The 24,728-nt window shown below is 54.6% G+C and carries 22 protein-coding genes; 10 read left to right on the forward strand and 12 right to left on the reverse strand.

What is annotated here, in order from left to right; genetic code table 11:
* Positions 1 to 80: 80 nt before the first annotated feature.
* From ACRBCU_RS06030 to ACRBCU_RS06050, 5 genes are all read right to left on the reverse strand, one after another.
* Positions 81 to 1,103 (reverse strand): aspartate-semialdehyde dehydrogenase, encoded by a 1,023-nt coding sequence (locus tag ACRBCU_RS06030; RefSeq protein WP_431364472.1) that lies wholly within the window; start codon positions 1,101 to 1,103, stop codon positions 81 to 83.
* A 115-nt stretch (positions 1,104 to 1,218) separates the two neighbouring features.
* The gene (locus ACRBCU_RS06035; RefSeq protein ID WP_431364473.1) at positions 1,219 to 2,388 is read right to left on the reverse strand and encodes an MFS transporter; all 1,170 of its coding nucleotides are present in this window, start codon (positions 2,386 to 2,388) and stop codon (positions 1,219 to 1,221) included.
* 159 nt (positions 2,389 to 2,547) lie between these two features.
* Positions 2,548 to 3,663: a CaiB/BaiF CoA transferase family protein gene (locus tag ACRBCU_RS06040; protein ID WP_431364474.1), complete on the reverse strand. Its 1,116-nt coding sequence runs from the start codon at positions 3,661 to 3,663 to the stop codon at positions 2,548 to 2,550.
* On the reverse strand, positions 3,660 to 4,256 hold the full coding sequence (locus tag ACRBCU_RS06045; protein WP_431364475.1) for a DsbA family protein: 597 nt from the start codon (positions 4,254 to 4,256) through the stop codon (positions 3,660 to 3,662). The genes ACRBCU_RS06040 and ACRBCU_RS06045 overlap by 4 nt, the downstream gene beginning before the upstream one ends.
* Before the next feature lie 11 nt (positions 4,257 to 4,267).
* Positions 4,268 to 4,774, reverse strand: coding sequence for a DUF721 domain-containing protein (locus tag ACRBCU_RS06050; RefSeq protein WP_431364476.1), 507 nt, complete (start codon positions 4,772 to 4,774; stop codon positions 4,268 to 4,270).
* A gap of 94 nt (positions 4,775 to 4,868) precedes the next feature.
* Between ACRBCU_RS06050 and mutY the strand changes: the two genes are divergently transcribed.
* Positions 4,869 to 5,960, forward strand: a complete 1,092-nt coding sequence (gene mutY / locus ACRBCU_RS06055; RefSeq protein ID WP_431364477.1) for an A/G-specific adenine glycosylase — start codon at positions 4,869 to 4,871, stop codon at positions 5,958 to 5,960.
* Positions 5,957 to 7,090 carry an alkane 1-monooxygenase gene (locus ACRBCU_RS06060; RefSeq protein WP_431364478.1) on the forward strand — a complete coding sequence of 378 codons (1,134 nt, stop codon included), beginning with the start codon at positions 5,957 to 5,959 and terminating at the stop codon, positions 7,088 to 7,090. Before mutY ends, ACRBCU_RS06060 begins: the two co-directional genes overlap by 4 nt.
* A gap of 97 nt (positions 7,091 to 7,187) precedes the next feature.
* Here the strand turns inward: ACRBCU_RS06060 and ACRBCU_RS06065 are convergent, their stop codons facing one another.
* Together ACRBCU_RS06065 and ACRBCU_RS06070 are read right to left on the reverse strand one after the other, a co-directional pair.
* Positions 7,188 to 8,270 (reverse strand): alcohol dehydrogenase family protein, encoded by a 1,083-nt coding sequence (locus tag ACRBCU_RS06065; RefSeq protein WP_431364479.1) that lies wholly within the window; start codon positions 8,268 to 8,270, stop codon positions 7,188 to 7,190.
* 5 nt (positions 8,271 to 8,275) lie between these two features.
* Positions 8,276 to 9,883 (reverse strand): GMC family oxidoreductase, encoded by a 1,608-nt coding sequence (locus ACRBCU_RS06070; protein ID WP_431364480.1) that lies wholly within the window; start codon positions 9,881 to 9,883, stop codon positions 8,276 to 8,278.
* 116 nt (positions 9,884 to 9,999) lie between these two features.
* Here ACRBCU_RS06070 and ACRBCU_RS06075 point away from each other — a divergent pair, with 116 nt between their 5' ends.
* The 4 genes from ACRBCU_RS06075 to ACRBCU_RS06090 all read left to right on the forward strand — a co-directional run bounded on the left by ACRBCU_RS06075 (position 10,000) and on the right by ACRBCU_RS06090 (position 14,344).
* Positions 10,000 to 11,232: a TRAP transporter substrate-binding protein gene (locus ACRBCU_RS06075; RefSeq protein WP_431364481.1), complete on the forward strand. Its 1,233-nt coding sequence runs from the start codon at positions 10,000 to 10,002 to the stop codon at positions 11,230 to 11,232.
* Positions 11,233 to 11,351: 119 nt separating this feature from the next.
* Positions 11,352 to 12,197, forward strand: a complete 846-nt coding sequence (locus ACRBCU_RS06080; RefSeq protein ID WP_431364482.1) for a TRAP transporter small permease — start codon at positions 11,352 to 11,354, stop codon at positions 12,195 to 12,197.
* Positions 12,197 to 13,555 carry a TRAP transporter large permease gene (locus tag ACRBCU_RS06085; RefSeq protein ID WP_431364483.1) on the forward strand — a complete coding sequence of 453 codons (1,359 nt, stop codon included), beginning with the start codon at positions 12,197 to 12,199 and terminating at the stop codon, positions 13,553 to 13,555. The genes ACRBCU_RS06080 and ACRBCU_RS06085 overlap by 1 nt, the downstream gene beginning before the upstream one ends.
* A gap of 9 nt (positions 13,556 to 13,564) precedes the next feature.
* Positions 13,565 to 14,344, forward strand: coding sequence for an IclR family transcriptional regulator (locus tag ACRBCU_RS06090; RefSeq protein ID WP_431364484.1), 780 nt, complete (start codon positions 13,565 to 13,567; stop codon positions 14,342 to 14,344).
* Here the strand turns inward: ACRBCU_RS06090 and ACRBCU_RS06095 are convergent.
* From ACRBCU_RS06095 to ACRBCU_RS06105, 3 genes are all read right to left on the reverse strand, one after another.
* Complete coding sequence (locus ACRBCU_RS06095) at positions 14,341 to 15,864, reverse strand: trimethylamine methyltransferase family protein (protein ID WP_431364485.1); 1,524 nt, start codon at positions 15,862 to 15,864, stop codon at positions 14,341 to 14,343. The two genes, ACRBCU_RS06090 and ACRBCU_RS06095, sit on opposite strands and share 4 nt — an antisense overlap.
* Positions 15,861 to 18,266 carry a GcvT family protein gene (locus tag ACRBCU_RS06100; protein ID WP_431364486.1) on the reverse strand — a complete coding sequence of 802 codons (2,406 nt, stop codon included), beginning with the start codon at positions 18,264 to 18,266 and terminating at the stop codon, positions 15,861 to 15,863. Before ACRBCU_RS06100 ends, ACRBCU_RS06095 begins: the two co-directional genes overlap by 4 nt.
* 75 nt (positions 18,267 to 18,341) lie before the next feature.
* Positions 18,342 to 19,340, reverse strand: a complete 999-nt coding sequence (locus ACRBCU_RS06105; protein ID WP_431364487.1) for an AraC family transcriptional regulator — start codon at positions 19,338 to 19,340, stop codon at positions 18,342 to 18,344.
* Positions 19,341 to 19,432: 92 nt separating this feature from the next.
* Between ACRBCU_RS06105 and ACRBCU_RS06110 the strand changes: the two genes are divergently transcribed.
* Positions 19,433 to 20,623 carry an acetyl-CoA C-acyltransferase gene (locus tag ACRBCU_RS06110; RefSeq protein ID WP_431364488.1) on the forward strand — a complete coding sequence of 397 codons (1,191 nt, stop codon included), beginning with the start codon at positions 19,433 to 19,435 and terminating at the stop codon, positions 20,621 to 20,623.
* Positions 20,620 to 21,759, forward strand: coding sequence for an acyl-CoA dehydrogenase family protein (locus ACRBCU_RS06115; RefSeq protein ID WP_431364489.1), 1,140 nt, complete (start codon positions 20,620 to 20,622; stop codon positions 21,757 to 21,759). The genes ACRBCU_RS06110 and ACRBCU_RS06115 overlap by 4 nt, the downstream gene beginning before the upstream one ends.
* Here the strand turns inward: ACRBCU_RS06115 and ACRBCU_RS06120 are convergent.
* Positions 21,747 to 22,169 (reverse strand): hypothetical protein, encoded by a 423-nt coding sequence (locus ACRBCU_RS06120; RefSeq protein ID WP_431364490.1) that lies wholly within the window; start codon positions 22,167 to 22,169, stop codon positions 21,747 to 21,749. The two genes, ACRBCU_RS06115 and ACRBCU_RS06120, sit on opposite strands and share 13 nt — an antisense overlap.
* A gap of 133 nt (positions 22,170 to 22,302) precedes the next feature.
* Positions 22,303 to 23,007, reverse strand: a complete 705-nt coding sequence (locus ACRBCU_RS06125) for a winged helix-turn-helix domain-containing protein (RefSeq protein WP_431364491.1) — start codon at positions 23,005 to 23,007, stop codon at positions 22,303 to 22,305.
* Positions 23,008 to 23,432: 425 nt separating this feature from the next.
* Between ACRBCU_RS06125 and ACRBCU_RS06130 the strand changes: the two genes are divergently transcribed.
* Together ACRBCU_RS06130 and ACRBCU_RS06135 are read left to right on the forward strand one after the other, a co-directional pair.
* Entirely contained in the window at positions 23,433 to 23,831 is a 399-nt protein-coding gene (locus ACRBCU_RS06130; RefSeq protein WP_431364492.1) for a hypothetical protein, read from the forward strand.
* A 227-nt stretch (positions 23,832 to 24,058) separates the two neighbouring features.
* A complete protein-coding gene (locus ACRBCU_RS06135) occupies positions 24,059 to 24,685 on the forward strand; it encodes a ribonuclease HII (protein ID WP_431364493.1) in 627 nt (208 codons plus the stop codon).
* Positions 24,686 to 24,728 lie beyond the last annotated feature (43 nt).

Below are 24,728 nucleotides of genomic sequence, written 5' to 3' on the forward strand. Positions count from 1 at the left end.
ATATCAATCGCATGTTTTAGCAGCGCACAGAAAAAGCCCCGCCAAAAATGACGGGGCTTTCAATAGCTATTCGACCTGAGTTAGCCCTTTTTGAGAACACGGTTCCCTAGGGTCTCAGCGATCTGCACCGCGTTGAGCGCCGCGCCTTTGCGCAGGTTGTCAGAGACGCACCATAGGTTCAGACCGTTCTCAATCGTGCTGTCCTGACGGATGCGCGAAATGAATGTTGCGTAATCACCAACGCATTCAACGGGCGTCACATAGCCACCATTTTCGCGCTTATCGATCACCATGATACCCGGCGCTTCACGCAGGATGTCGCGTGCTTCGTCTTCATCGAGGAAATCCTCGAATTCGATGTTCACGGCTTCAGAGTGACCCACGAAAACAGGCACGCGCACACAGGTCGCTGTGACTTTGATGGATGGATCGACGATCTTCTTCGTCTCGGCCACCATTTTCCATTCTTCTTTGGTCTCACCGCTGTCCATGAACACATCGATATGCGGGATCACGTTGAACGCGATTTGCTTGGTGAACTGCTTTGGTGGCTTGTCATCTGTCGGATTGTAAATCGACTTGGTCTGATCCCACAGCTCATCAATGCCGCCTTTGCCAGAGCCGGAAACGGACTGGTAGGTGCTGACAACAACGCGTTTGATGCGCGCGCGATCATGAAGCGGCTTGAGCGCCACAACCATTTGCGCGGTCGAGCAGTTGGGATTCGCGATGATATTCTTCTTGGAATAGTCGTGAATCGCCTCTGGGTTCACCTCAGGCACGATCAGCGGAATGTCCGGATCATAACGATATAGCGACGAGTTATCGATCACAATGCAGCCCGCTTTCGCAGCAACAGGTGCGTATTTCTTGGTCGCTTCAGAGCCAACAGCAAAGAGCGCCATGTCCCAACCCGTGAAATCGAACGTGTCTAAGTCTTTCGTCGTCAACGTTTTTTCACCGAACGTCACTTCCGTGCCCAAGGATTTACGGCTTGCCAACACGGCCAGCTCATCCACTGGGAACTTACGCTCATCCAGAATGTTCAACATTTCACGGCCCACATTGCCTGTGGCGCCAACGACGACGACTTTATACCCCATCGGGTCTCTCCTCTACGGGTTTTCATCGGCGCGCGGGTGCATGCCGACGCGGCTCTATACGCCGTTGCGCGCCATTGGAAAAGGGGCCATGCGCTGCGGCGCGGCAAGTGTGACTTTAATCGATGCGGTCTTCGCTGAAGGCATAGATCACAATGCCAATTGCCAGCATCGCAGCGAAGAATAGAAAGATCGCGTGATACGGGTCCGCGATTTGCGCTGCGTTGGGCGACATTGACGCGTGCATGCGGCCTGAAATGAATTGCCACAACCCAACACCACCGATGCCAAAGAGGTTCATCAACGTAACGCCCCGCCCCGCGAGATGCGCTGGAACGAAGGCCCGTCCATGTGCCATGAGCAACGGAAACGATACGCCGAAAAAGCCTGCAGCAGCAAAAAGCGCCACTGCGCTCCAATAGCCCTGCGCAACGCCTAGTCCAAGCAAGAGGCAAAACAGACAGGCCATTGCATTCCCGGTCAGCGCAACCAATTTGCGCGTGCCCAGCATCCGATCAAGCGGCCCATAAGAGAAAGTCCCCGCGATCATAGCAACGCCCATCCAAAGGCTTGCGATACCAGCGTCACCCCCGAAAACATCCGTTACATAAGGTCCGATCCAAAGCCCTCGCATCGCACCAGCCGGCGCGTAGTAGACCAGCATAAGCGGGAAAATGAACCAAAGCGCGCGTATCTTGAAAAGGTCGAGCACACTACCCTTTTCAGAGCTTTCAACGGCGGGTGGATCGGTGATCGTCATCCACAGTCCGATTGCAATCAGCACGGTGACGGCAGCCAAGGCCCAAAGCGTCTCGCGCCAACCAAACGCCTCCACCGCTAATGTCAGCGGCACTGAACCTGCGAGATTACCAAACGATCCAACTCCGATCATCAAAGCACCAAGCGTTGCAAACATCGCGGGTGGGTAAACGCGCGCAAAAACATAAAAGCTTGCCATTAGGACCGGTGAGCAACCGATACCAATCAAAAGCATGGCAAAATTGATATGCATTGGCGTTGTCGCCATCGCAAATACCGCGGCACCTCCTGCGCCACCAATTAGCAAAAGCGTCGCAGACGTCCGCCTCGGGCCAAGCGTGTCCAAAGCCCAGCCAACGGGAATTTGCATTGCGGCAAATGACAAGAACCAAAGCCCTGATGCGGTCGCAAGCATATCTGGCTTGGCACCCAGATCAGCATTTAGAACGTCCGTAAGCACCGCAAGAAACGCACGATAGAACTGGCTCAATACATAAGCCAGACTCAAAAGAAATAGACCCAATTTCATGCCGTGATCTCCCTCAAGCTGCGCCCGAGCCTGAGTGACAGAAACCCACATCACGGGCAAGCCACCGTCAAAGCGACCCTACGTGCTTCCTCTTTCCAGAAATATCCCGGGGGTCTGGGGGCTGGCCCCCAGCCTGTCGGATCGCAAAGCGATCCGAATTCACTCGTTATCTTCACCTAACTTGGGCGAAGGGCGATCCAGCGCGAGTTCCGCATCCGAGAATACATATGGCGAGCGCACGCCCGGCACCCCGTTCAATTCAATCTGCATACCGCGCGCTTTGATCTGCGGGTCATTCAACATTTCACCCATATTATTGATCGGACCCGCAGGAACGCCATGCGCTTCACATGCCGCAAGCAAGTCAGCCTTCGACATTTTCAGCGTCTCATTGGTCAAACGAGCGGTCATTTCGTCTCTGTTCGCAATGCGATCTGCATTGGTCAGGAAATTCTTTTCAAACCCCATTTCTTCTATGCCAAGCAGCAAGCAAAGCCGCTGGTACTGGGGATCATTGCCCGTCGCGATAATGATATGACCATCGGCACAGTCAAAAACTTGGTATGGCGTCAGGTTCATATGGGCATTCCCCATCAAACCTGGTGACACGCCCGTCGCGAGATAATTCATTGCTTGATTGGCTGTCACGGACGCTGCCACATCAAGCAAAGCCATATCAATGTGCTGACCCCTGCCCGTGCTTTGACGTTGGTGTACAGCGGCGAGAATTCCAGCAACGGCATAGACACCTGTGAAAATATCCGTCGTCGCAACACCAGCCTTTTGCGGCTGACCACCAGGTTCGCCTGTGATCGACATCAGTCCTGACATACCTTGGATAATGAAATCGTAGCCGGCCCGATGGGCATAGGGACCAGTCTGGCCAAAACCTGTTATCGAACAATAGATGAGCCGAGGAAACTCGTCTTTCAGCGACGCAAAATCGAGGCCGTATTTCGCAAGGCCACCCACTTTGAAGTTCTCGATCACGATATCTGCGTCAGCCAAAAGCGCTTTGACGTGCGCCTGACCCTCTTCGTTGCGAAAATCGATCGTTACCGACTTCTTACCGCGATTGCAGGAATGAAAATACGCCGCTGAGCGATCTCCCTCGCGTTCTATGAACGGAGGGCCCCATTGACGTGTGTCATCGCCCCGTGGCGCTTCGACTTTGATGACCTCTGCGCCAAGATCAGACAGGGTTTGGCCAGCCCAGGGACCGGCCAAAATACGTGCGAGCTCTACGACTTTCAGTCCTGCAAGCGGCGCGCTCATTCAGCCAATTTTTCTTCAATGATTGCGGAAAAGTCTGCGTAGTTCATGTTGGAATAGGGCTCGCCGTTGATGATGAACGAAGGCGTGGAGCGCACGTTATCGCGCTCTGCGTTTTCTTGATACCAACCGACAAGCGCCTGCGCATTGTCTGCATCTGCAAGGCAAGCATCCAGCGTTTCCGCGCTCATACCACCTTTAAGACCAATCTTACGAAGCTCTTCTACGATCGCCGCAGGTTCGCCCGCGCGGGTCCAAAGCGATTGCTCTTTGAAAATCAGGTCAATCATGCCTTGAAAGCGGTCAGGCCCAGCGCAACGCGCAATCATTGACCCCCATAGGCCAAAACGATCGAAATACACTTCGCGGAAGATGAATTTGACTTTTCCCGTCTCAATATAGTTCTTCTTGATCTCTTTGAGGGGTCCGGAATGGAATGTTGCACAATGCGGGCATGTCAAAGACGCATACTCAATGATTTCAACTTTGGCATTTTCATCACCAAGAACCATATCAGCGATTTCGGCGTCTTGGGCTGTCGCCATGCTCAGGCTGAACAAAACCGCTGCGGCGGCGGAAAGTAGGGTGCGAAGCATTTGGCTTCTCCTTAATTTTGGGATTTTGTTAGTACGTTTTGGGCAAGGCGTTCAAGCGCGCTGCGCAAATCATCGCTTTTGACGCCGCCAGCGGATTGCGCGGCAGCCTGTCTGATTTCGGGTGTCGCTTCCGGCTTTTTCGGAGTGACCGCGCGTTCAAACACAGCTCGCCCTTCGGCAAAGCCCGTTGGCGCTGTTTGTGTAATTCTGATGCGGCTAATGGCGTTATACCCATAAACGGCGTTCACCTTGGCGCGAATTTGTTCTTTTTGCATCTCAACAATCGGCGCATTGGCCCCCGTCGTCAAAATTGTCAGCGATGCCCCAAATCCTTGACGCCCATAACTAACGTTCACAGGTCGCGCGACCGCAGCTACATCCGCACCGACGACCTCGTCCCAGTGGGTTAGCAATCGCGATTGCGCGAAGCCTCGCGACTCGGACGCTTTGCGAATGCGCTGGGTCAGCAGGCTTGACGTGCGCGCAAAACCTTTTGTTGTGGGGCGACGCTGCGCCATAGAATCTGTCCTGACTTGCATCTTGAACTTTTAGCCTATCTTAAAGCCCAAAGCGCTGGGTGCCAGCAAAACCGAACAATCGAGTGTATAAACATTGCGTGAACCCGCAGATCCTTTCACCCTCCTTGAGTGGTACGATCGCCACGCCCGCGAAATGCCTTGGCGCATTGGGCCAGCCGAGCGCCGCGCAGGCATTTCGCCTGACCCCTATCGCATTTGGATGAGCGAGGTGATGTTGCAGCAAACAACTGTTGCTGCCGTCAAAGAGTATTTCCAGCGCTTCACAACGCGTTGGCCAACTGTTGTCGATCTAGCTGGCGCGCAAGACGCCGACGTGATGGGGGAATGGGCCGGCCTTGGGTATTATGCCCGCGCCCGCAATTTACTGAAATGCGCTCGCACGGTTGCAGATGAACACGCTGGTGTCTTTCCCGAAACCCACGCTGGCCTTTTGGAGTTACCCGGCATTGGTCCCTACACTGCCGCAGCCATTTCTGCGATCGCCTATGACTTGCCCGAAACAGTGCTAGACGGAAATGTGGAACGCGTCATGGCGCGATTGCACGATATTCACACGCCATTGCCCTCAGCCAAACCGGAACTGATGGAGCAAGCCACAGCATTAACTCCGCAAAAACGCGCGGGCGATTATGCCCAAGCGGTTATGGATTTAGGCGCAACGATTTGCACGCCAAAGAACCCCGCCTGCGGGCTTTGCCCTTGGCGCGATCCCTGCAAAGCCCGCTTGGCTGGCACCCATATCGAACTGCCCAAAAAGACCCCCAAAAAGCCCAAGCCAATCCGAACAGGCATAGCTTATGTTGCTAGGCGCGTTGACGGTGCTTATTTGCTCGAAACGCGCCCGGAGAAGGGATTGCTTGGCGGAATGCTTGGATGGCCCGGAACTGAATGGAGCGAGGAGCAAGCGCTTGATTCTCCGCCGATGAAAGCACAATGGAAGCTACTGAAAGGCGAGGTACGACATACCTTCACGCACTTTCATTTGCGCTTAACCGTCAAGACAGCATTGGTGCCGATGGATCGCGCGGCAAAAACAGGCGAATTCGTGCCTTTGGAAGACTTTTCACCGTCCAATCTACCAACTGTTATGCGCAAGGTCTTTGACTTGGTTTCTGAGGGGCGTAAAACACCCACGAAAGCACCCGCGAAGAGGACTTCAAAGTGATCTCATCTGGAACAGCCGCCAAACTACAAAGCGCTCTGCCGTTTTGGATTTCGTTTTTGCTGATCCCAGCAATTTGGGCCGCAGCCTTTGTGGGCGGTTGGTGGGTTCTCATTATTCCAGTACTGACTTGGTATCTTTTCACGGGTTTAGACTTTGCGGTTGGTTTGAACCTAGAAAACGTCGATCTGGAAACAGACGATGAGCAACTGCACTGGTACAAACTGCTGACCAGCGCATGGGTTCCTATTCAATTCCTCACGATCTTCGGCTTGATCTATTATGTCGGTCAAGCTGAACATTTAGGCTCGTGGGAAAAGATCGGCCTGTTCTTTAGTGTCGGGGTCGGATCGGGAACTATCGGGATCAACTATAGCCACGAGTTGATGCACCAGAAAAACAAACGAGAACGCTGGTTTGGTGATCTATTGCTCGCGATGGTCCTGTATTCGCACTTTCGTTCGGAACATCTACTTGTGCATCACCGCTATGTTGGAACGCCTCGCGATCCAGTGACTGCGCGTTATGGCGAAGGGTTTCATCGGTTTTTTCCGCGTGTTTTACGAGAATGTTGGATTTCGGCCTTTAAGGCAGAAAAGGACATGCTTGCCCGCAAAGACCTACCTTGGACAGACCTGTCTAACCCGTTTTTCCGGTATTGGATTTTGCAAGGCTGTGCGCTGTTGCTTGCGCTTATTCTTGGCGGATGGATCGGCGTTGGATTGTTCATTTTCCAAGCCTTTGTGGCGATTTGGCAGTTGGAACTGGTAAACTACGTTGAGCATTATGGATTGACCCGCAAGCACTTGGGAGACGGCAAATACGAGCATGTGCATCCGCGCCATTCTTGGAATGCGGCGCATAGAGCGTCCAATTGGTTACTGATCAATCTGCAGCGGCATTCAGACCATCACTATAAGCCTGATCGCCGTTTTCCGTTGCTGCAAAACTATACCGAAGCTGATGCGCCCCAACTGCCGTACGGCTATCCGATCATGACAATGGCGGCGCTCTACCCGCGTTTGTGGAAGCGTATCATGAACCCGCGTGTTCAGCGTTGGCGTGAGATGTATTATCCAGAAATTACCGAATGGCGCGCTTATAATAAGGCGACGCATCCTTTGCCTCGGTAAGAGTAGCGCCGCGTACCGCGACGCTACGAGAGGGGGCCAGCCCCCTCTTGGCCTTTGGCCAATTCACCCCCGGGATATTTAGCGAGAGAGGAATAGACTAAGGCAGCACGACAATGTTGCCTGTGTGATTCTTTTCGGTGAATGCGATTTGTGCCTGTTGCAACTGCTCAAGTGGATAGCTCGCTGCCAACGCGGGCTTGATGTCGCCAGCTTCGATGTAAGAGATAAGATTTGGCATAACTTCGGGTGTAATAACGGTTGATCCCGTAAACGTTAGATCGCGCAAATAGAAAGTGCGTAAATCGAGTTCGACCATCGGGCCTGCTATTGCGCCCGAGCATGTATAGCGCCCACCGCGTTCAAGAATGTCGATCAAGGTTGCCCAATAGGGCCCACCCACGACATCAGCAACGACGGTGATCTTGTCCGACCCAAGCGCATCGCGCAGGTTTTCCGGCGCGCGAGGCAGGATGCGGTCAGGCCCAAGCCTTTGCACATCATCATGTTTGCTCTCAGACGCCATAGCAATCACGCGTGCGCCGCGGCGCTTTGCCAGTTGCACCAAGGCCCCGCCAACCCCACCTGATGCACCAGGAACGAGAACGGTGTCTTTGGCGGTCACATTCGCCCGGGTAAGCATGCCTTCGGCAGTGGAATACGAGCACGAAAACGTCGCGAGTTCCGCATCCGAGAGCGTGCTCTTGATCACCAAAGCGTTGCGAGCGGGCATCGTCGTATACTCTGCAAAGCCGCCATTACGTTCGGAGCCGAAATAACCCGTTTTGTTCATGTCCATAAGATCGTCTTCGTCGCGCAGCCAGCAATCCGAGATGACACGTTCACCAATCCGAGCGCTGTCAACGTCCGCCCCGACGGCGACAATTGTTCCACACACATCTGCGCCTTGGATTCGGGGGAACGAAATCGGGGCACCGCCCCAAGAAGGATCTTCTTCATTTACCTTGGCATAGCCTTCATCGGACGTCGCTTCGGTAACCGCTTTTGAATACCAACCAACTCGCGTGTTGATATCGGTATTGTTCAATCCACATGCGCCAACTTTGATCAGCACTTCGTTTGCGGCCGGTTGCGGTGTTGGCCAATCATCGTGCTGAACAATCTGATCAAGGCCGCCATGACCCATTGTCACCATTGCGCGCATTGTAGAGGGAATTTTCATTGAGCTTATCCATTCAAGATCAGATCGCTGGCTTTCTCGCCAATCATGATTGCCGGTGCATTGGTGTTGCCACTGACAATCTCTGGCATGATAGAACAATCTGCAACGCGCAAGCCCTCTATGCCATGAACGCGAAGTTTGTCGTCTACGACTGACATTGCATCGCCTCCCATCTTGCAGGTGCCTGTTGGATGATAGATCGACGCTGTGTTGCCTCTTACCCAGTCCAAAGTTTGCTCATAGTCATTTGCATCAAGCGACGCGTGCGGCCTGAATTCTTCGGAAATTTTTGCTGCAAGTGGTTCATGACGCGCAATTTCACGCGCTATGTTCACACCCGCAACGGCGGTTCGGCAGTCCGTCTCGGTAGAGAGATAGTTGGGTATGATCTTCGGGTAGATCATCGGATCACGGCTCGCCAATTTTATTTCACCTTTCGATTCAGGACGAAGCTGGCACACCGACATGGTAAACGCAGAGAACCTGTCCGCACCCTTCCCCGGGTTTTCGGCAGAAAGCGGCTGAACGTGGAACTGTATATCTGGTGTTTCCAGATCGTCGCGGGTTTTCAGAAATCCTGTTGCAAGGCTCGCCGCCATTGTCATCGGACCTGACCGTGACGTGATATATTTTAGACCGATTTTGGCCTGCCCGAAGAGCGAACTCACCTCATCGTTTAGGGTAGGTTCATGACATTTATAGACAAGGCGCGCTTGAAGATGATCTTGCAAATTTTTGCCAACACCTTTGAGATCGGTGACAACCTCGATGCCATGCTCGGCCAATTGCGCGGCGTCGCCTATGCCCGAAAGCATCAACAATTGAGGCGAATTGATCGCGCCGCTGGATAGCACGATTTCTTTTCGCGCGTGGACCGTTTGAATATTACCAGAGCGATCCCTGTAACGCACCGCAGTCGCGCGTCTTCCCTCAATGACAACATTTTGCGCCTGTGCATGCGTGATGATTTGCAGGTTTTCGCGTGACTTTATCGGCCGCAGAAACGCGGCGGCAGCAGAGCATCTCAAACCGTTCTTTGCGGTTAACTGGAAGAAACCAACGCCTTCCTGCTCTGCGCCGTTGTAGTCAGGGTTTAGCTTGTAACCAGCCGCTTGCGCGGCTTCGATCCATGCATCTGTTATCGGGCGCTGAATGCGCATGTTGGATACGGATAGCTCGCCGCGATCGCCATGAAATTCGTCTGCGCCGCGTTCATTGTTCTCAGAACGCTTAAAGAGCGGCAACACATCGTCCCAGCCCCATCCGACATTGCCCATTTGACGCCAACGGTCATAATCCTGCGGCTGTCCACGCACATAAAGCAAGCCGTTCAGCGAAGAGGAGCCGCCCAAAACTTTGCCGCGCGGCCATTCTATGGAGCGCCCATTGAGGCCTGCGTCGGGCTCTGTTTTGTAGCACCAATCGACTTTGGGGTTATGGATCGTCTTGAAATAGCCAACGGGAATATGAATCCAAGGGTTCGTATCGCGGCCACCTGCTTCTAGCAAAATCACCCGATTTTTTGGATCAGCGCTGAGTCGATTGGCGAGAACACATCCCGCAGAACCAGCCCCTACAACGATATAATCAGCCTCCACGGCGCATCCCCTCATCCCAATCTATCGGGTCTATGCAGACCAGTTCAAAAAAAGTCTATGCAGATTAGATTTTATAAGCTAGCATTTTTTGAAACAAAATGTCTCAATAATGAGCAACCGGGAGGAAAGACATGAAGACGAGTGATAAAATAAATCACCTGACACGGCGTGACCTGTTCAAGGTGGCTGGCCAATACGGCATGAGCTCAACGCTTATGGCGGCAGGTGCTTTTGGCGGCGCGATGAGCCTTGGAAACTTGGCGTCTGCGGCGGAATCAACATATGAAAAGCGTTTTGCAAAAGAGCCTAAGCACACGCTGAAATTCGGCGCCGCTGGCTTTAACGCACGCAACCTTTTGATCGAGCGTGCGGGCGCACTGGAATTTGCACGCGACCTAGAATCGCGCACCGACGGCGAGATTCGCGTTGAGTTCATCGGTGACAACCAGATCTGTGGTCAGGTCTCTTGCGTTGAGAAGTGTCAGCAGGGCATCGTTGATATCTACTCTGCCTCTACACAGAACTCCGCTGGCGGCGCGCCTTATCTGAACGTACTCGATTACGCGTATCAGTTCCGTAATCGTGCTGATCAGTATCACTTCCTTTATCACCCAGAGTCCCAGCGCCTGCTACGTGACCCGTATGAAAAGCGTCACGGTCTGAAGTTCCTGTTCTCGCATGCTGAACTTCGCGGCATCCAGTTGGGTCTTGCGTGGGAAGACAAGCCAACAGTGACATCCGTTGAGCAGCTCGCAGGTACGAAGAACCGTGTGACGGGTACTCAGCTTGGCCGTATTGCTATGACAGCGATGAACCTGAACCCGGTGCCGGTTGCGTGGGAAGAAACGCTTGATGCGTTGAAAACGGGTCTGATCGACGGTGCGGAAACATGGGCCTCTGCGGTGGCTTATGCAAACATGAGCCCTGTTGTATCGCAGTCGGTTTACCTCGACTTCTTCTGCGGCACCGAGCACACAGCAATGAATGCTGGCGTGTTTGATACGCTCTCAGGCGAGTTGCAGGATGCTGTGATGGAAAGCTCCTACTGGGCTCAGACACATGTTCAGGCCGCTAACGAAGCGGCACTTGTGAAAACTGTTGGTCAGTCCGATCCGCAGCTGCCCAACACGATCTTTGCACAAAACAACGTGCGTAACGCGTTCCTGAGCAAAGAAGAAAAGCGCAAAGCCGAGGAAATGTGCTCACCTGAGTTCCAGCCACAGCTTTGGGAAGAGTGGCGCGAGCGTCTCAACGGTTGGTCCGGCGGTCACGACACATATCAAGACATCTACAATATCTCACGTGAGATCGACGAAGATACGCTTCCTGAGAACGTGGAACCACGTCGCTGGTGGAAAGCATAAGTCTCAAACGGCTTATATTCAAAATGAGCCGGTCCAAACGTTTGGGCCGGCTTTTTTGTCCCCAGATTGCGTAAAACGCAGCATAGTGGGGCCATTAGGAAAAATTGGGAGGGTGCCGGATGTCAATCTGGTCAGACATGGTCACGATCGTCAGTGCGACGTTATCGGGCGATATTAATTTCAAGGTCGTACAGGCTTACCGCTCTGAAGCGGCTTGGTTCGTGTTCGGGCCTTTAACCATTATCGGCGCAATCATGTTCTATTACCGTGAACGTTTTGCAGAACGGCTTGAAGAGCGGCTTGGCTACTCAGCGACCAAGATCACCCATCCCATCATCACCGTGCTGTTGCTACTCGCACTCGCGGCGGCCTTTCTGCCCCCTGCGAATGCGTTGTTGCAGACGATCACACTTGGGCTGTTGCCGGTTCTCGTCGTTTTTGGGCCGATCTTTCTCATTCTCTTCGAACGCACACCAGAGCGGACAATCGTCATCTATTGCTACATCGTTATGGCCGCGATTATTTTCATTGGCGTGATCCAACGTTTCGTTTTCTCTGTTCAAGTCCCTTGGTCAACAACCATTCCTCCACTGCTCTTTATGATAATGGCGTGGTTCGGCGCGACGTTTAATATCCGCCTGCGCACCCATCTTAGCTTTTCCGAGTTCCGCACAAAACTTGGCGCCAAAGGCCAGCTTTTCTGGCTCACTTTTGACAACGTGCTTTGGCTCGTCTTCTGCGTCATTCTCGTGACAACAATGTCGCGCGGCACGGTCAATACATACGACAATTTCGCTATCGTTCTTGGGACAGACGACACCATGCGGTGGTGGTTCGTTGTAACGATGCCTGTGTGCTTCATCCTGCTTGCAACGCGCGCAATTGAAAACGTCGTCGAAGATTTTTCTAGCTACCGCGCTGGAGAGCCTTTGATCAAACAGGCCGTCATTGGGGGAGATGTCTAATGGCTGATTCAACTTGGATTACTATTATCTCACTTGCTTGCACGTTCTTGTTCATGATGGGCACACCTGTCTTGCTAGTAATTTTTTACTGGGTCGTCGGATGTAGCTTTGTCATCGACCTCACATTGGACAACACGGGCGGTGAACTTTTGAACGTCTTCAAAGACGGCTTTGCCTTGCTCGCAATGCCACTGTTCATTTTGACCGGTGACCTCATCAACCGCTCTGGCATTGCCAAACGACTGTCCGACTTTGCCTATGCCTGCCTTGGGTGGATACGTGGAGGCCTTGCGATGGCGGCGATTGGCGCTTGCGGATTGTTTGCGGCGATTTCTGGATCGAACTCAGCAACCACGGCAACCATCGGTTCAATGTTGCATCCTGAGATGGTCAAAGGTGGCTATGATGAACGCTTCGCGGCAGCAACCGCTGCGGCGGGTGGTACGGTCGGTATCATTATTCCACCGTCGATCATCTTCATCGTTTATGGCTTCCTGATGAACCTGCCGATCTCTGATCTGTTCATCGCAGGCATCGTGCCTGGCACGCTGATGGTTTTGGCGATGATGGCGACGTGCTTTGTCGTTTGCTCGATCAACGGTTGGGGCATTCTGATTGCGCTATCTTTCAAGCGCGTTCTGAAAACTGCCGTGGGTGCATGGCTCGGTTTCTTCGCGATTGGTTTGGTGCTTTGGGGCATTTACACTGGCAAATTCTCTCCGACAGAGGCGGCTGGTGTAACAGTGGGCTTTGGCATCATCGTTGCGCTGACGAGCTATCCGCTTAACAAGATCATGGGCACGAGCTCGGACACCCCAATTGAAGAACGCTCGATCACATCCATGTTCGTCGTTGAAGGCTTCACGCTGAAAGACATCCCATCGGTTGTTGTGCGCTCTGCTCAGATCAGCGGCATCCTTGCGCCGCTCATCGCGGTGTCTGTAGTGATGCAGCAAATCCTGTCGCTGCTTGGCGCGCAAGAAGTCATTGGCGGGTTTGTGACAGGAATGGGGGGGTACTACCCCGTTCTCTTTACGGCGATGGGCATCGTGTTCGTAGCAGGCATGGTTCTTGAATCCCTGCCCGTGACGATCATCTTGGCACCGATCTTAGCCCCTATCGCCGCAAGCGTTGGCGTTGATCCAATCCACTTCTCTGTGATCTTCCTTGTGGGTGCATCGATCGGCTTCATCACGCCGCCCTACGGTTTGAACCTCTATGTCGCATCTGGCGTCACTGGGGTTCCGTATTTCAGGCTACTGCGGTATTCGACGCTCTACCTTGTAGCGCTGATAACGGTTTGGGTCTCTGTCGCCATGATCCCAGAATTGGCGCTGTACCTTTTGCCGAGTAGATAAAGAGCGCTAATGCCAAACGATTTAAATAACGAGCGAGAGACGCAGATCCCAACAAACCTGCGCCTCTTGCTGGTGATGGAAGAGATCGCCAAAGCAGGCCGACCCTTAAAACCAATGCAGCTTGCAGAAGCCTTGGGTCTGCCGAAACCCACTATCCATCGTCTCTTGCAAACCGCCGAAGTCGAAGGCTTTTTGCAGCGCGATCTGGACGGGCGTTCCTATGGCCCCGGACCGCGCTTACGCCAGATCGCGGTGCATACCATGTCCTCCGAGCGCCTGCGCACGGGTCGATTGGCCATCCTCAAGGCCGTTGCCGAAGAGATCGGTGAGACCTGTAATCTCGCCACCCCAGATCGCGAAGGCATGACCTATCTGGACCGCGTCGAAACCAAATGGCCTCTGCGCATTCAGCTGCCTATCGGCACACAGGTTCCGTTTCATTGTACCGCCAGTGGTAAAATGTATCTCTCAACGCTGCGCGAAAGCACGTTGGATGCCGTTTTGACATCACGCCCTCTTGAGGCCCTGACAAAAAAGACCATCACCAATCCAGATGAGCTACGGCAAGAACTGTCCGAAATTCGTGCGCGCGGCCATTCGCAAGACAATGAAGAGTTCATGCCCAGCATGACTGCCGTTGCTGTTCCTGTCATGGATAGCACAGGCCGCCTTTTGGCGACTCTGTCCGCACATGCCCCAGATCAGCGACACTCTGTCGAAGCTCTGGCCGCTTTTCTGCCAGCTTTAAAGGCCGCCGCGTTGAAGCTTTCTGAATTACACGCGGCCTAACTTACTGGCGGTGCGCCACCTGCTTCGCTTGCCTTGGCAATATAGTCCTTCAATCCGCCAAGCGCTTTGCCATCCACTTTCACAGGATTTGGCTGCGCAAGAATATCCTGCCAGATCCCCGTCGCACGCGTGGTTGCGTCTACTGCGCCTTGCTCTTGCCACGTCCCGAAGTTTGAATAATCCGCAACAAGGGGTTCGTAGAATTCTGTTTTGTAGCGCTGCATCGTGTGCGGTGTGCCGAAGAAATGCCCGCTAGGCTGTACATCGGCGATGGCATCAAGCCCCAGATCAGCGCCAGCGGTTTCGCCTGCCGCGCAAAGCTCTGCCACCATTTGCAGCACTTCCATATCAGTGATCAGCTTTTCATAGGACACCGTCAGCCCACCCTCTAGCCAGCCCGCTGAATGGATCACTACCGTCGCGCCAGCCATCAGGCACCCCCATGTGCCGAACTGCGTTTCATTGGCCGCCTGCACATCGTTGAGGTTCGCTGCACTGCCCGAAGCGGAACGCCACGGCAGACCTATCATACGCGCCAATTGCCCCGCCGCGAGCGAGGCGCGAAAATGTTCAGGCGTGCCAAAAACGGGCGCACCGCTTTTCATATCAACGTTCGAGGTAAATGTGCCGTAGGTGACGGGCGCACCCGCTTGGGTGAGTTGCGTAAGTGTAATCGCCGCCAAAGCCTCTGTGTGGCTAAGGGTGATCGCGCCTGCGACCGTGATCGGAGCCATTGCGCCCATCAAGGTAAAGGGCGTTACAATCGACACTTGTCCTGCTTTGGCAAAATCGATCAACCCCTGCGCCATAGGAATATCAATCGTGCGCGGCGAGTTGGTGTTGATGATCGTGTAACACTGCGCGCCCGCGTGGAATTGATCGTCAGACAACCCGCGAAAATCGCGCAACATCTCAAAGCTTTGCTCGACCTGCGGCGTTCCGCGCGAGAACACGAAAGGTACTTTATCCGTCAATTCCAGCTGTGCCTGCATCGTTGCGTAGTGGCGCAAATGGATCGGGATGTCCTGCGGTTCAATCAACGGCGGGATCATGTGCATCACGTCGAAATGCTGGGTCAGCCTTGTGAGGTCTTGATAGTCTTCCCAAGTGCCGGGGCGACGCCCTTTAATCCGGTCCGTTGCATGCGGCGCTCCTGCGCCCGGCTGAAACAGCAGATTGCCAAGTTCCAGCACAATGTCGCGATCCCGAGCGCCGCCAGCAACAGGGATCGACTTGGGCGCTGAAGCTATCGCCGCCTCGACAATCTCGCGCCCGATATAGACCATTTCCGTGCTCTCATCGACCTTCGCGCCCCCTTGTTTGAACAATGCGCGCGCCTCAGGGAGAAGCACCTTGATGCCAAGATCCTCAAGCGTCTTTAATGCTGCCTCATGCATCGCCGCGATGTGATCATCGCTGAACGCTTTCATCGGGGGAAAGGGGTTCTTCAGATTGCGATAATCCACTTTGCGCGCTGAGGTCGTCTCTGCGGCTTGCCGCGCTTTGCGCCCTTTTCTCATGCGCGCATCGCTTTACCTGCGGGATCATAAGGCGATGGTGCGATGACCTTCGCGGCGCGCTCCTTACCCACGATATGCACGCTAAGCGCGCTGCCTTCGCTTGCACTTCCCGCATCGACCAAGGCCATTGCATAGGACTTGCCGAGCGTATGGCCAAAGCCGCCGGAGGTAACAAAACCGACCTTTTTACCGTTATCCCAAACCGGCTCATACCCGCTCGCATCTGCATCATCCGCGTCAACTTCCAGCGTCACTTGAACCTGCGCGGGGCCATTGCCGTCGCGCTCGGCCAGCGCTGCGTCGCGGCCAACAAAACCCTCTTTGTCAAAGTCGATCCAACGATCCATCGCGGTCATGCCCGGCGTGTAGCCTTGGGTGAATTCGGCGGACCAGATGCCGTAGGATTTTTCCAAGCGCAACGAGAGCATGGCGTTAAAGCCGATCTCAACGATGCCCTCATCAGCGCCCGCCGCGAGCAGGGCTTTGCGCAGCGCAATGTGATCGCCCATTCGGCAATTGATCTCATAGCCCAGCTCCCCCGTCACCGACAGACGCCCGACTTTGCAACGCAGCAAGCCGATATCAAATGACCCGCAGCCCATGAACGGCAGATCGCCGACAGCTCCATCCGTCAGCTTTTCAATCACCGCGCGTGACTTGGGACCAGAGAGCGAGAAACCGCACATCTCATCCCCAAGGTCGCGAACCTGAACATTCGCGCCCATGTGATCGTCAAACCACCGCATATGCCACGCGCGCAGATAATAGCTGCCCATGATCCACCAGGTGCCATCACCCCAATTGAAGAGCGTTAGATCGCCTTTGAGGCGTCCATCCTCGCCCAGCGCGACTGCAAGACGGGAACGCCCCGCTTTGGGGAGCTTCGTCGCGAAAATGGTGTTGAGCCATTCCTCAGCGCCCGCGCCAGACACCTCGAAGCGCGAGAAGCCTGAGATGTCGAGCAGACCGACCCCCTCGCGCACGGCTTTGCATTCCTTCGCGACGATATCGAAAGCATTGGATCGCTTGAGCGACGGCGTCTCTTCAAACCCTTTCTCGGCGAAATAAAGCGGCACTTCCATGTCCCAGCTTTGACCCCATTTGCAGCCCGCTTCCGTCATGTCGCTATAGGCAGGTGCCATTTTCAAGGGGCGCCCTGCTGGCAATTGCTCGTTCGGGTAGGTCATCACGAAGCGACGTGTGTAGAACTGGCCAGTCGTTTCTTTGATATACTGTTTGTTCTCCGCCCAGACACCGTAACGCGCGACGTCCATGCCGTAGACGTCCGCCTCTGGTTCGCCGTTGATCATCCATTCCGCCAGCGATTTGCCTACGCCGCCGCCCTGCAAGAAACCCGCCATCACCGCGCATGCGCTCCAATAGCCGCGTTTGCCAGGGACAGGGCCGACCAGCGGATTGCCGTCGGGCGAGAATGTGAACGCGCCGTTGACCCATGTTTTCACGCCTACGTCCTGCAAAGCAGGGTAGCGTTCAAACCCCATGATCAGCTCTTTTTCGATGCGATCGGGGTCTTCCTGTTGCAATTCGAACCCGTATTCCCAAGGCGCGCCGTCCATCATCCAGTGTTGGTGATCGACCTCATAAATACCAAGCAACAGACCCTTCTGATCCTGCCGCATATAGGTGAAGCCTTCTAAGTCCACGGTCATCGGAACCTCGAAATCAAGCTCTTCAAGCGCGGGGATCGTGTCGGAAATCAGGTAGTGGTGGTTCAAAGGCGAAACAGGCAATTCAATCCCTGCCATACGCCCGACCTGTTTGGCCCAGAGACCAGCGGCATTGACCACATGCTCGCAAGAAATCGTGCCCTTTTCGGTGACAACTTCCCAACCCTCAAGCGTCTGGTTCAGCTCCAGAACGCGGTTGTGCTCAATCACCTCTGCACCGTTCTTCTTGGCCGCGCCCGCATAGGCATGCACGACACCAGTGGTATCTACATACCCCTCGCGATCCGCCCACATGCCGCCAAGCAGACCTTCGCCTGACATGATCGGGTTCAGCTCCACCGCTTCTTCAACGCTCACCAAGCGGCAATCCTCAATCCCGATGGACTGGAACGTGCGATAGGCCGATTGGAGCCACTCCCAGCGATCTGGCGTTCCCGCCATGGTCAAGCCACCTGTCATGTGCAGACCGATGTTTTGACCGCTTTCCTTTTCAATCTCGCTGAGCAAATCAATCGTATAGGCCTGCAAGTTCGCGATGTTAGGGTCCGCGTTCAGCGCATGAATGCCCCCCGCCGCGTGCCAACTGGAGCCAGCCGTCAGAACAGAACGTTCGATCAGACAAACATCAGACCAGCCCATCTTGGCAAGATGATAGAGCACAGAGGTTCCAACGACACCGCCACCAATCACGACAACCCTGTAATGCGATTTCATCCTGCGACTCCTGATCCAAATACTGAAATATCTGCGAACTATCGTGGAATTCGATCCCACAGGGCGCTGGTCCGTTTACGACAGATCTTGTCGCTTCCCTTTGCGCCATTCGTCAGGAGTGTGGCCCGTCCATCCCCGAAACGCACGGAAAAACGCGCTGGGTTCGGCAAACCCGAGATCATGGGAAACCTCGCTGACGCTGAGCCTATCATCGCGAAGCAGTAGAAAGGCGCGGTCACGGCGCAGGTCGGATTTCAAGCTTCGGTAACTATGCCCCTGCTGGGCGAGCTGCCGCCGCAGCTTTGCAGCCGACATTCCCAGCTCTTGTGCGAGATCAGGAAAGCGCGGCCAATCCAAAGGGTCACGGGCTTTCAGCAACGCCATGACCGCGCCGAGCGAGCCCTCGTCATATTTATAACCAATCAAGAAGTTCCCCGGTGCCGCGCGCAAGAACCGCTTGAGCGCGGCTTCGCTGCGATCTACGGGCCGCCTTAGATATACGGCATCAAACCGAAGCGCGCCTTGCTCTGCGCCAAAGCGCACGGGCGCGCCAAAGAAGTGATGGTAATCTTCCTGTTCACGCGGCGGTGGGCAGGTGATATCAAGCCCATGCAGTGGAATGCGCGCGCGGGCGAGCCAACAGGTCAACCCATGCAGGATTACCCAATAGGTGCGATAGGCAAAGGCGCTGCGATCCTTGCGACTGTCATGTAGCGCAATTTCCGCGATGCCATTGCTCACATGCAACTCACCGTAGGGTTCATCAATCGCGACTTTCAAAAACCGAAGCGCACGGCGTAAAGCGATTTCTACGGTTGGCGCATCGCGCACAGCGTGGCCCATCAAAGCAAAGGAACCGGGGCGCATGGGGCGCGCTGCATTGCCAAAAAACTCATCGTTTGTCGCCTCAGCAATGCCAAGCCAGAGTCGGCCAAATACAGGCGCGCTGATCTGCCCGCCGCCCGGTGCATCAATTCCGACACTATCCAGAAGCGCTGTGATATCCACCCCGCCGCGACGCGCACAATCCAGCGCTTCGCTGACGAAAGCATTCGAAATATAGCGGGTATTCATGGCAAAATAGCTCACACATTGCGTTATCATTCAGCATAGTTTGCCAGTGATCGCGCGTCTATGGTGCCGCAACTGTTTTAGGGAGATTCCACATGTCCACGTCCGATCCAATCGTCATCGTTTCCATGGCGCGCACGCCCATGGGCGGCTTTGAGGGCGATTTTGCCTCTGTCCCCGCCGCGCACCTCGGCTCTGCCGCGATCAAAGCAGCGGTTGAGCGTGCAGGCATTGCGCCCGAGGATGTCGAAGAGGTGGCCTTTGGCAACGTGCTTGGCGCAGGTCAGGGCCAAGCCCCCGCGCGTCAGGCCGCTTTGGCCGCTGGGTTGCCGCTGACGGCCACCTGCACGACGCTGAATAAAATGTGCGGCTCTGGCATGAAGGCCGCGATGTATGCGCATGATATGCTGGCTGCAGGATCTGCCGATGTGATCCTCGCAGGCGGTATGGAGAGCATGTCCAACGCGCCCTACCTGATGCCAAAAGCCCGCGCGGGTCTGCGCATGGGTCATGCAGAACTCAAGGATCACATGTTCTTTGACGGGCTAGAGGACGCCTATGACAAGGGTCGCCTGATGGGCACCTTTGCCGAGGATTGCGCGGAGAGCTATCAGTTCACCCGTGAAGCGCAGGATGATTATGCGATTGCCTCACTCGATCGTGCTCTGACTGCAATCAACGGTGGTCACTTTGACGGCGAAGTGACGCCCGTGACGTTGAACACCCGCAAAGGCGATGTTGAAATCACCACGGACGAGCAACCCGGCAAAGCCAAGCGCGACAAAATTCGCAACCTGCGCCCTGCGTTTCGCAAAGACGGCACTGTGACAGCGGCGAACTCTTCGTCGATCTCTGATGGTGCAGCGGCCATGGTAATGATGCGTGCCTCTGAGGCGGAAAAGCGTGGACTAACCCCGATCGCGCGCATGGTCGGTCACGCGAGCCATGGCGACAAACCGGGCCTCTTCCCGACCGCGCCAATCGGTTCGCTCACAAAACTGTCCGAGAAAACAGGCTGGGATTTGAAAGACGTCGATCTGTTCGAAATCAACGAAGCCTTCGCCGTGGTTCCTATGGCGGCGATGCACTCGCTCGACCTGCCGCATGACAAGGTCAACGTACACGGCGGTGCATGCGCGCTGGGCCATCCAATCGGGGCCTCGGCCGCACGGATCATGGTGACGCTCATGGGCGCACTCAAGGCAAACGATATGAAACGCGGCGTCGCGTCGGTCTGCATTGGCGGCGGCGAAGCAACAGCAGTCGCACTGGAGATGATGCAATGATCTTAGACGAAACACAGGACGCAATCCGCGAAATGACCCACCAGTTCGCGCAGGACGTTCTTTGGCCGACCGCCGAAGAGCGTGATCGTTCAGGTGAATTCCCCCGCGCCGAAATCAACCAGATGGGCGAACTTGGCTTGATGGGCATGGTTGTCCCCGAGGAATACGGCGGTTCCGAGCTGGACGCTGTCGCCTACGCCGTTGCGATGGAAGAAATTGCCGCGGGTGACGGTCCTGTTTCCACAATCCTCTCGGTGCATAGCTCTGTCGGCTGCGGTCCAATCGTCAAGTTTGGCACCGAGGCGCAGAAAGAGAAGTTCCTGCCCAAAATGGCAAGCGGTGAATGGGTCGGCGGCTTTGCTCTGACCGAACCGCAAGCTGGTTCTGACGCCTCTAACCTCAAAACCACTGCCGTGCGCGATGGCGATCACTACGTGATCAACGGGGCCAAGCAGTTCATCACATCTGGCAAGAACGGCCATGTGATCATCATCTTCGCCATCACCGACAAAGCGGCTGGCAAAAAAGGCATGAGTGCCTTCATCGTTGAGACAGATACGCCCGGCTATGAAGTCGTGCGCGTTGAGGACAAGCTTGGCCTGCACTGCTCTGACACCTGCCAGCTCGCCTTTACGGATATGCGTATCCCAGCGGAAAATCTGCTCGGCGAAGAGGGGCAAGGTTACAAAATCGCTCTTTCCAATCTCGAAAGCGGCCGGATTGGCATCGCGGCGCAGGCTGTGGGCATGGCGCGCTCCGCGCTCAAAGTTGCACGCGACTATGCGGCAGAACGTACCTCCTTTGGCACAGCAATCACCAACCACCAAGCGGTTGGCTTCAGCCTCGCCGATATGGCGACTCAGGTCGAAGCGGGTCGCCAAATGGTTCTGCACGCAGCAGCCTTGAAAGAAGCAGGGAAACCTTGCTTGAACGAGGCCTCCATGGCCAAGCTGTTCACCTCAGAAATGGCGGAAAAAGTCTGCTCACAAGCGATCCAGATCCACGGCGGCTATGGCTATTTGGCCGACTATCCAGTGGAGCGCATCTACCGGGACGTGCGCATCTGCCAAATCTATGAAGGCACAAGCGAAATCCAACGTCTCGTTATCGCGCGCAACTTGGATCAAGTCGCCTGATCTTCGGGTGCGCCCTCATCGGGCGCATCCTCTTCCGTCGCTTTGTCAAACGCACGCTTCATGTCCTCAAGCTTAACACTCGCGGACTTGCTAATCTGCGCGTCTACAACGCGTAGCTGCCCCCCACGAAAGAGCGGCTCTGCCGCGCGGGCCATACCCCCAAACGCAGGCGCACGAATAGCTCCATTGGCAAGCATACTCGCGTAAAGTTCGCTGGCCGCTGCCTGAGAGATGCGTAGCTGATTGGCCAGCATCGACGGGGATGCTCGATTTTGCGCGCGCGCAATCGCAACCGCCCATGCATATAGCGGACCAGTAACAGGCTTCGCCTTCGCCGCTATTGCTGGCAAAGGCATGGTAGCAGCGACAGCGCCGCCAAGAAGGCTGGTATTGAACGTTCTTCTATCCATAGAACTGATATGGGGATTCACCCCACTAATTGCGAGTCATTCGCAAAAACAACACTCTTCTTCTCTCAAGAAATATCCTCGGGGGTCTGGGGGTGAAACCCCCAGCCGGTCGGATTGCCAAAGCGATCCGAAATCAAAGCACCTTGATAACGTCCTTATCAATCGCCAGCATATATCCCTTGCGCGCGATATTCTTCACCAACAGCTCACTGACCATCTGATTGCCCAATCCATCACGCAACCGCTTAATCCGTGTCGCACCAGCAGCCTCTTCGCAATCAGATGAACTACGTCCGGAAATAACGCCCTCGATCTCGGCACCTGTCATAACATCATCATCCATGCGCGCCTCCGCCAAGACGGACAAGGTTTCCATCGCTGCCTCGGTTAACTTGAAACCCATATTGTTCAAATAGACCGTTTTTTCATCGCGTGAGATCAGAAGCGACGACACCTGAATGCCAGACCTTTCTATCTGGGCCATACGGCGGTTCAACACGATCAACATAACCAGAAACACGACCGCCGCTATCAACAGCGCTGTTGCAAACAACAGCAAGACAAAAATCACAAATCGATAAGACGCTAGAGTTTCGGAAAACGAAGTACCTGACTGGGCCAGAATTTCTAAAAGTTTGATTTCTGCCTGACTGGTCAGATCATCATTCTCAACGAATATTCGTTCGACTCTGAGATTAAAGGCATTCGCGTCGGGGAGGTTCGCGAACAGTACAATTGCCGCCAACAGCAATATGCCAATGATCGCCGCCAACCCAATGACGACGATCCGATTGCCTGTCCTGCGCGCATCTGCTGCGCTTGCGCTTTCATCCTGCAAAGACTGTCTCCCGATCAATTATCCGAGACTGACAAAACCTTTAGCAAAGTCCAACCCCTTTCATTGAGCGCAGCCCTGACTTTTGGAGTCGCCGCAGAAGATGTGCATGGTCCAGAGACAGTCATGCTCCCATGTTCAAGGCGCAAAGGGTTGTCTTGTTTGGCTTTATAGACTGCTGTGCAATCGGCTGCGGCAACGCTGGCAAGCAAGCTGAACGAAGCTGCAAGGGCAAGATATGTAATACGATGTTTCATGCCTTTCAAAGTGCGCGTTCTCTCAGTGTTTTTCAATAACAATAGACCGTTAGAGCACTGTTATTGGATAACAGAGCGATGATATTGCCTGCCACTTGGGGGGTGCCCCAGTTTGATCCCATCAAGCCCGCCAACACCTGGGGGGCGCATCACCAAATAAGGATCATTCATATGCATCGTTCATTCATTTCCACAGTGGTTGCTGCTGCCCTCGCAATTACCAGTGTATCAGCTTCAATGGCTCAAGCGGGCGACTACCGCACCGTACCTCGTGTCCAGCAACGTTCTGGCGGCGGCAACGAAGCCGTAGCAGGTGTGCTCGCTGGTGCCGCCGCGCTGTTCATTATCGGTAAAGCGATTGAGAACAATGGTGGCTTTCAGAAGCGTTCGCACAAACCGGCACCTCGGGCGCACCACCGTCCACAGCCACCGCGCGCGCACCACCGTCCACATCGCAATGCCCATCGCCACGGCGGACATCGTCCTCACCGCGCGCACCGCGGACATGGCTCACACCGCTTTAGTCATATGCACAACCGAGGTCCGCGCCATCACCGCCGCGGACACTAAGATAAAAGATACCAATGTGGCGTAGCGCCCCCCAGCTAAGCCACACAGGGAAAAGCGCGAACGCTGGGCATGGCGGTTCGTGCTTTTTCGTTTTTGTTTCCTCTACAATGCGCCATGTCGCGCCTGCAGCGTTGGTCCGTTTCTGATATTCAGGTTTGGGCACTCTCCGCTTTCGAATTCTTCATCGAAACGATACTTGGCCCGAAACGCTTTTCAGGAGACTTTAGATGACCCTTCTAGGACCAGACTATTCATTCGAAAGCCGCGCGCATGAAAAAGGTCACAAGCTGGTCGCTGGCGTCGATGAAGTCGGGCGAGGGCCGCTTGCTGGGCCTGTCACTGCTGCTGCGGTGATCCTTGATCCTAAGCGCATTCCCGAAGGGCTTAACGATTCAAAAAAGCTAACGGCCAAAAGACGCCAAGCTCTACATGACGAATTGCTACTCTGCGCTGACGTGTCCATCGCGCACGCGAGTGTTGAGGAGATTGACGAGTTAAACATCTTGCGCGCCTCTCACTTAGCGATGGAACGCGCAGTTGCTGGGCTTAAGCAAGTTCCAGATCATCTTTTGATTGACGGAAACATGGTGCCGCGCGGTTTGAACATCTCTTCAGAAACAATCGTAAAGGGTGACGCGCGATCTGTGTCGATTTCGGCGGCCTCAATTGTGGCCAAAATCTGTCGAGATTATGTCATGTCGTCTTTGGCGCAACACTACCCTGGATATGGCTGGGAAACGAACGCTGGATACCCGTCAAAAAGCCACAAAGAAGCCCTATCAAAACTTGGGGTGACCCCACACCATAGACGTTCGTTCAAACCGGTACACAATATCTTGTATCAAGAAAAATAACTAACTTATTGTTTAGAAAAAGAAATTGACCACGAATCAGGTT

The sequence above is a fragment of the Planktotalea sp. genome (assembly GCF_050633725.1).
Taxonomy (GTDB): Bacteria; Pseudomonadota; Alphaproteobacteria; order Rhodobacterales; family Rhodobacteraceae; genus Planktotalea.